Origin of the sequence: Streptomyces sp. NPDC046215 (genome assembly GCF_040646215.1) — a bacterium.
Lineage (GTDB): Bacteria > Actinomycetota > Actinomycetes > Streptomycetales > Streptomycetaceae > Streptomyces > Streptomyces stramineus.
On record NZ_JBEYZW010000157.1, the window covers coordinates 1 to 6469 of the forward strand.

The window sequence follows — 6469 nt, forward strand, 5'->3', positions numbered from 1 at the left end:
GGACGGGCTGATTTCAGCCCGTCCGGCGTTTGAGGACGCGCCCGCAGGGCGCTCGCCGCCGCAGGCGGCAACGACGGCCCGCAGCCGAAGTCCCGGCCGGCCAGACCCTGTGCGGCCCCGGCGGAACCGTCGGCGGAACCGTCGGCGAAGCCGTCGGCGGCCCGTCGGTCACCTGTCGGTGCGTTGTCAGTGGGTGCTGACACCGTAGGGGGCATGAAGCGACACGACACCTCGAAAAGCGGCGGGAACGCCGTAGAAGTCCGGGGCCTGGTCAAGCACTTCGGTGCCACCAAGGCTCTGGACGGGGTCGACCTGGATGTGCGCGAGGGCACGGTCCTCGGCGTACTCGGCCCCAACGGCGCGGGCAAGACCACGCTCGTCCGCGCCCTGTCCACCCTCATCCGGCCGGACGCCGGCACCGCTCGCGTGGCGGGGTACGACGTCCTGACCCAGCCCCGGCAGCTGCGCCGGGCGATCGGTCTGACCGGCCAGTACGCCTCCGTGGACGAGAAGCTCTCCGGCTTCGAGAACCTCTACATGATCGGGCGGCTGCTCGACCTCTCCCGCAAGGACGCCCGGCGCCGCGCGGAGGAGATGCTGGAGCGCTTCTCGCTCACGGAGGCCGCGAAGCGCCCGGCCATGCACTACTCCGGCGGTATGCGCCGCCGGCTCGACCTGGCCGCCTCCCTGATCGGCCACCCCGCGGTCCTCTATCTGGACGAGCCCACCACCGGCCTGGACCCCCGCACCCGCAACGAGGTGTGGGAAGAGGTCCAGCGGATGGTCGCCGAGGGCACCACGGTCCTGCTCACCACGCAGTACATGGAGGAGGCCGAGCAGCTCGCCCAGGAGCTGACGGTCATCGACCGCGGCCGGGTCATCGCGGGCGGCCGGGTCGACGAGCTGAAGGCCAAGGTCGGCGGCCGCACCCTCCAGATCCGCCCGGCGGACCGCGGCGAGCTGGCCCGGATGGTCGGGGCACTGGCCCAGGCCGGGCTGGACGGCATCGCGGGCGCCGTCGCGGACGAGAGCGAGGGCGTGGTCAACGTCCCCATCATCAGCGACGAGCAGCTGACCGCCGTGATCTCCCTGCTGGCCGGGCGGGGCTTCGCCATAGCCGACATCAGCACTCACCTGCCGAGCCTCGACGAGGTGTTCCTGGCCGTCACCGGCCAGAAGACCTCGGCCGCGGAGCAGGCACCCACCGACGCACTCCAGGAGGTCGCGGCATGAGCGCGGCGACGATCAGCGCGCCCGTGCAGGCGCATTCCCCCGACGGCCGGATCGGCCTGCGGGCCAACCTGCGGCACATCGGCGCCCTCGCGCGCCGCAACATGCTGCAGATCAAGCAGGACCCGGAGTCGATGTTCGACGCCGTCCTCATGCCGATCATCTTCATCCTGTTGTTCACCTACGTCTTCGGCGGCTCGATCGCCGGCAAGGGCAACGAGAAGGAGTATGTGAACTACCTCGTCCCCGGCTTGATGGCGATGATGGGGATGAACATCGCCATGGCCGTCGGCACCGGGGTCAACGACGACTTCAAGAAGGGGGTGATGGACCGCTTCCGCACCATGCCGATAGCCCGGTCCTCCGTCCTCATCGCGAAGATCGTCGTCGAGGTCGGCCGGATGCTCATCGCCTGCGCGATCCTGCTGACCATGGGCTTCATCCTGGGCCTGACCGTCAGCACCTCGGTCCTGCACCTGCTCGCGGCGGTGGCCCTCGCCATGGTCTTCGGCGCCTCCCTGATGTGGATCTTCATCCTGCTGGGGCTGGCCATGAAGACGCCCCAGGCCGTGCAGGGGGTCGCCATGCTCATCCTGATGCCCCTGCAGTTCGGCAGCTCCGTCTTCGCGCCCACGGCGCGGATGCCCGGCTGGCTGGAGGCGTTCACCGACTACAACCCGCTGTCCAACCTCGCCGACGCCGCGCGCAACCTCATCAACGGCGGCCCGGTGGCCCACTCGGTGTGGATGACCCTCGGCTGGTCCGTCGCCATCACGGTGGTGACCGCGCCGCTGGCCGTCGCCAAGTTCCGCAGCAAGACCTGAGGCCGCCGTGCGCGGCGGCCGGGCCGCCCGGGCCGGGTCACACCCGGCCCGGGCCCGTCAGACCAGGGCGATGGCCTCCTCCAGGGAGAGGCCGCCGCCCTCGGTGTGCGCGCGCTCGTACCCGGCGTCACCGAGGACGGCGCGTGCCGCGGCCTCCGCCCGGTCGCGGGTCTCCCGCTCGCTGGAGACGAGCCGCTGCTGCAGGGGGCGCAGCACCGTGCTGGCGGCGATGAGCCGGGCGGCCGTCAGCGCGTGCTCCTCGCCGCCCAGCTCGGCGTGGGCCAGCGCCGCGATCAGCAGCTGTGCCATCGGCAGCTCCGGGGCGACGAGCGTCGCGATCGGGTCGTCGGCCGTGGAGCTCAGTGCCTCGCGCAGGGCGGGCAGGGCGTCGGCGGGGCGGCCCTCCAGTGCGTCGAGCCAGGCGAGCAGCCCGGCGACCAGGCCCCGGAAGAGAAGGATGGCGCGGCGGTCGAACTCGGTGCGCAGCCTCTCGAACAACTCCCGGGCCTCGGCGGTGCGGCCGGAGCGGGCGATCCGCACGGCGAGGTGGAGGGTGACGAAGGGGGCGGCCTCGGTGGAGTTGGCCTTCTGCGCCTCCGCGAGCGCCTCGCGGAGCATGCGCTCGCCCTCCTCCGCGCTGACCTCGCCCGCTTCCAGGAGGGCTTCGGCCAGGCGGGCGCGCAGCCCCGGCACCTGCCCCGTCGCGCCGACCTCGGTGGCCAGGCCGACCGCCTCCCGGTAATCGGCCGCCGCGAGGGAGTACTCGCCGCGCCGCTCGTGGGCCTCGCCGCGCCCGGAGAGGGCCTCGCCCACGCCCCAGGCGTCGCCGAGCCGGCGGAAGATGCGCAGGCTTTCACCGGCGTCCTCGGCGCTCGGGCCGAGCCCGCCCGCACGGTCGTTGAGGATTTTGGCGCGCAGCTGGAGGGAGTGGGCGAGGTCCCAGTCGTAGCCGAGTTCGCGGCAGCGGGCCACCGCCTTGTTCAGGCACTGGTAGAGGTCCTCGAAGTCGCCGGTCAGCAGCATGGCGAAGAACCACATCAGGCCCGGCACCCGGGAGTTCTGCGGCTGTCCGTCGCCGTACGCCGTGACGATGCCGCGCAGTCTCGCCTGCGTCTCGGGGGAGTTGATGACCTGCATGTCGCTCTCGACGTTGGCGATCGCGATCAGCCGTACCCCGCGCCGGGCCTCCTTCAGGAGGTCCGGGCCCATCGGCGGCGGGGCCTCGGTGCAGGAGACGTAGATCGGGACGGCCGGTTCGACGGGCTCCGCGAAGGGGTCCGGGCCCAGGGCGGCGGCGGCCTCCGCCCAGTGGGCGGCGTCGCCGCGGTGGTCCCTCATCTGCCAGAACCAGCACAGGGACAGCACCAGGCACAGCGCTTCCTGCTCGTCCCGGGCGGCGACGGCGCGCCGCAGCGCGGTCCGCAGGTTGTCGTGTTCGAGCTCCAGCCGCTCCAGCCAGACGCGCTGCTCGGGCCCGCGCAGCCGCGGGTCGGCGGTGCGGGCGAACTCGCGGTAGGCCACCAGGTGCCGCCGCTCCACCGCGGCCCGCTCCCCGGCCTCGTCCAGCCTCTCGCCGGCGTACTCCCCCACGGTCTCCAGCAGCCGGTAGCGCATGTCGCCGCCGGTGTCGGGCGCGGCGACCACCAGCGACTTGTCGACCAGCGAGCCGAGGAGGGCGGCGACGTCCCGCGAGGCGACGGCCTCCCCCGCCGGGCCCGCTGCCGGGCTGTCCGGGGCGTCGGCGCACACCTCTTCCGCCATGGCCAGGTCGCAGCCGCCGGAGAAGACCGACAGGCGGCGCAGCACGGCCCGTTCGGGCCCGTCGAGCAGGTCCCAGGACCAGTCGACGACCGCGCGGAGGGTCTGCTGGCGCGGCAGGACGGTCCGGCTGCCGGAGGTCAGCAGCCGGAAGCGGTCGTCGAGGCGGTCGGCGAGGCCGCGGGGGGTGAGCATTCTCAGCCGGGCGGCGGCGAGTTCGATGGCGAGGGGCAGGCCGTCCAGGCGGCGGCAGATCTCGGCGCACGCCTCGGGGTCGTCGTCGACGCGGAAGCCGGGGCGGGCGGCGGCGCCGCGGTCGGCGAGCAGCCGCAGGGCGACGGGGTCGGGCAGCGGTTCCACAGGCCGCACCAACTCGCCGGGCACGGCGAGCGGTTCGCGGCTCGTGGCGAGGACGGTGACGCCCGGGCAGTGCGCGAGGAGCGTCTCGGCGAGGCGGGCGGCGGCGTCGACGACGTGTTCGCAGTTGTCGAGGACGAGCAGCATGCGGCGGTGCGCGCAGTGCTCGGCGAGCCGGGCCAGCGGGTCGAGGGCGGCCGCGTCGGTGGCGGCCCGCAGGCCCTCCGCGGTGCTGCCGCGCAGCACGGTCTCGCGGGCTCCCAGCGCGGTGAGCACGGCCTCGGGCACGGTGGCGGGGTCGTCGACGGGGGCGAGCCCGGCGAACCAGACGCCGTCCGGCCAGCCCCCGCCGTCCCCGGCGGCGGCCTCGGCGGCCTCCTGCGAGAGCCGGGTCTTCCCGGCGCCGCCGGGCCCGAGGAGGGTGACGAGCCGGTGCCCGCCCAGGTCCTCGCGGATCAGCGCGAGGTCGTCCTCCCGCCCGACGAACGAGGTGAGCCGGGCCCGCAGGTTGCCCGGCGCCCGCGAGGGCGGGGCGGCGGCCGGGGCGGCCGGTGTGACAGGGCCCGGTTCCAGCAGTTCCGCGTGCAGGGCGCGCAGTTCGGGCCCGGGGTCCGCGCCGAGGCGATCGACTATCGCGGTGCGGACCACCTCGTACGCGGCGAGGGCCTCGGCCGGGCGGCCTGCGGCGCGCAGGGCGCGGAGGCGGAGGGCGTGCAGCGGCTCGTCCAGGGGGTGGGCGGCGCAGAGTTCGGCCAGCTCGGGCAGGACGGCCTCGGCCCGGCCGAGGGCGAGGGACGCGGCGAGGCGGGTGCGGCGGGCGGCCAGGCGCCGGGCGTCGTGGCGGGGTGCCCAGGCGGTGCGGCCGGGCAGGTCGGCGAGGACGGGGCCGCGCCAGAGGGCGAGGGCCTCGTCCAGGTGGGCCCCGGCCTTCGCGGGGTCGCCGGCGGCCAGGGCGGCCGCTCCCGCGCCGGCGAGCCGCTCGAAGCGGTACAGGTCGACGTCCTCGGGCTCGGCGCGGAGCAGGTAGCCGCCGGCCGCGGACGCCACGGCGCCGGGGCCGAGGGCGCGCCGGAGCCGGGCGACGAGCGCCTGCAGGGCACCGGCCGCGTCGGCCGGGGGCTCGCTGTCCCAGACGGCGTCGATCAGCGCCTCGGGCGACCGGCTCCGGCCCGGGTCCAGGGCCAGCGCGGCCAGCAGGGCACGCAGCCGGGCGCCCCCGAGGGGGACGGGCCGGCCGTCGTCGGAATGGGCCTGGGTGGTGCCGAGGATGCCGTAGCGCACGGTCCCATTCTCACCCGCCGTTCCCGGGGGGTTTACGGGGAGCGGGGCCGAGCAAGTAACGTCGCCCGGTATGCCCGTCTTCCCGGGCGGTCCGGCCCCCGAGTTCAGGAGCACACCGGTATGTCAGCAGCGGCCCGCGGCGATCGGCGCGTGAGCCCCGTCTTCCTCGCCCTCGTCGCCGTCATGGGGGTCTCCCTGTGGGCGGTGTGGACCGGCTTCTCGGCCAGCCCCGGCTTCGCCGTCTTCCTCTTCGTGGTCTCGGGCTGGGTCGTCTCGCTCTGCCTCCACGAGTACGCGCACGCGCGCACCGCCCTGCACGGCGGGGACATCTCGGTCGGCGCGAAGGGCTATCTGACGCTCGACCCGCTCAAGTACACCCACGCCATGCTCAGCATCGTCCTGCCGGTGATCTTCGTGATCATGGGCGGGATCGGGCTGCCGGGCGGCGCCGTGTTCATCGAGCGGAACCGCATCCGCGGGCGCTGGCGGCACAGCCTGATCTCGGCGGCGGGCCCGCTGACGAACGCCCTGTTCGCCGTCGTCGTCACCGCGCCGTTCTGGCTGGGGACGATGGACGGGGTGCCGGACCACCTGCGCTACGCGCTGGCGTTCATGGCGCAGCTCCAGGTGACCGCGGCGATCCTGAACTTCCTGCCGGTGCCGGGCCTGGACGGCTACGGGGTGATCGAGCCGTGGCTGTCGCACAAGGTGCGCCGCCAGGTGGAGCCGTTCGCGCCCTTCGGCATACTGGCCGTCTTCGGCGTGCTGTGGATCCCCGAGGTCAACCACGCCTTCTTCGACATGATCGACGCGGTACTGCGCGGGCTGGACGTCATGGCGTGGGACACCTACTGGGGCCAGCAGCTGTTCCGCTTCTGGGAGGGCACGCCGGACATCCCGCCGCTGACGGGGCTGGTGATCGGCTAGCGCGGCACCCCGGGCCGGACGCCGAGCTGATGGACATGATCGACCAGTCGGTCGTCCTGACCGCCCTGCCCGCGATCCAGGAGTCCACCGGC

General features: G+C 74.3%; 5 protein-coding genes. 3 read left to right on the forward strand and 2 right to left on the reverse strand.

The features are described 5' to 3' along the window. Positions 1-203: hypothetical protein (locus tag ABZ951_RS33240; protein WP_361281688.1), on the reverse strand; the 203-nt coding region annotated here is incomplete at its 3' end. A 10-nt stretch (positions 204-213) separates the two neighbouring features. Between ABZ951_RS33240 and ABZ951_RS33245 the strand changes: the two genes are divergently transcribed. Beyond that, on the forward strand, positions 214-1233 hold the full coding sequence (locus ABZ951_RS33245) for an ATP-binding cassette domain-containing protein (protein ID WP_344089671.1): 1020 nt from the start codon (positions 214-216) through the stop codon (positions 1231-1233). After that, a complete protein-coding gene (locus ABZ951_RS33250; RefSeq protein ID WP_344089670.1) occupies positions 1230-2054 on the forward strand; it encodes an ABC transporter permease in 825 nt (274 codons plus the stop codon). Before ABZ951_RS33245 ends, ABZ951_RS33250 begins: the two co-directional genes overlap by 4 nt. Positions 2055-2111: 57 nt before the next feature. Here the strand turns inward: ABZ951_RS33250 and ABZ951_RS33255 are convergent, their stop codons facing one another. Then, complete coding sequence (locus ABZ951_RS33255; protein ID WP_361281693.1) at positions 2112-5450, reverse strand: BTAD domain-containing putative transcriptional regulator; 3339 nt, start codon at positions 5448-5450, stop codon at positions 2112-2114. A 120-nt stretch (positions 5451-5570) separates the two neighbouring features. Here ABZ951_RS33255 and ABZ951_RS33260 point away from each other — a divergent pair, with 120 nt between their 5' ends. Then, positions 5571-6377, forward strand: coding sequence for a site-2 protease family protein (locus ABZ951_RS33260; protein ID WP_344089668.1), 807 nt, complete (start codon positions 5571-5573; stop codon positions 6375-6377). Positions 6378-6469: the final 92 nt, after the last annotated feature.

Bases quoted from the DNA above. Each gene is read 5' to 3' on its own strand.
- ABZ951_RS33245 (WP_344089671.1), top strand. From the start codon at position 214: ATGAAGCGACACGACACCTCGAAAAGCGGCGGGAACGCCGTAGAAGTC.
- ABZ951_RS33260 (WP_344089668.1), top strand. From the start codon at position 5,571: ATGTCAGCAGCGGCCCGCGGCGATCGGCGCGTGAGCCCCGTCTTCCTC.
- ABZ951_RS33250 (WP_344089670.1), top strand. From the start codon at position 1,230: ATGAGCGCGGCGACGATCAGCGCGCCCGTGCAGGCGCATTCCCCCGAC.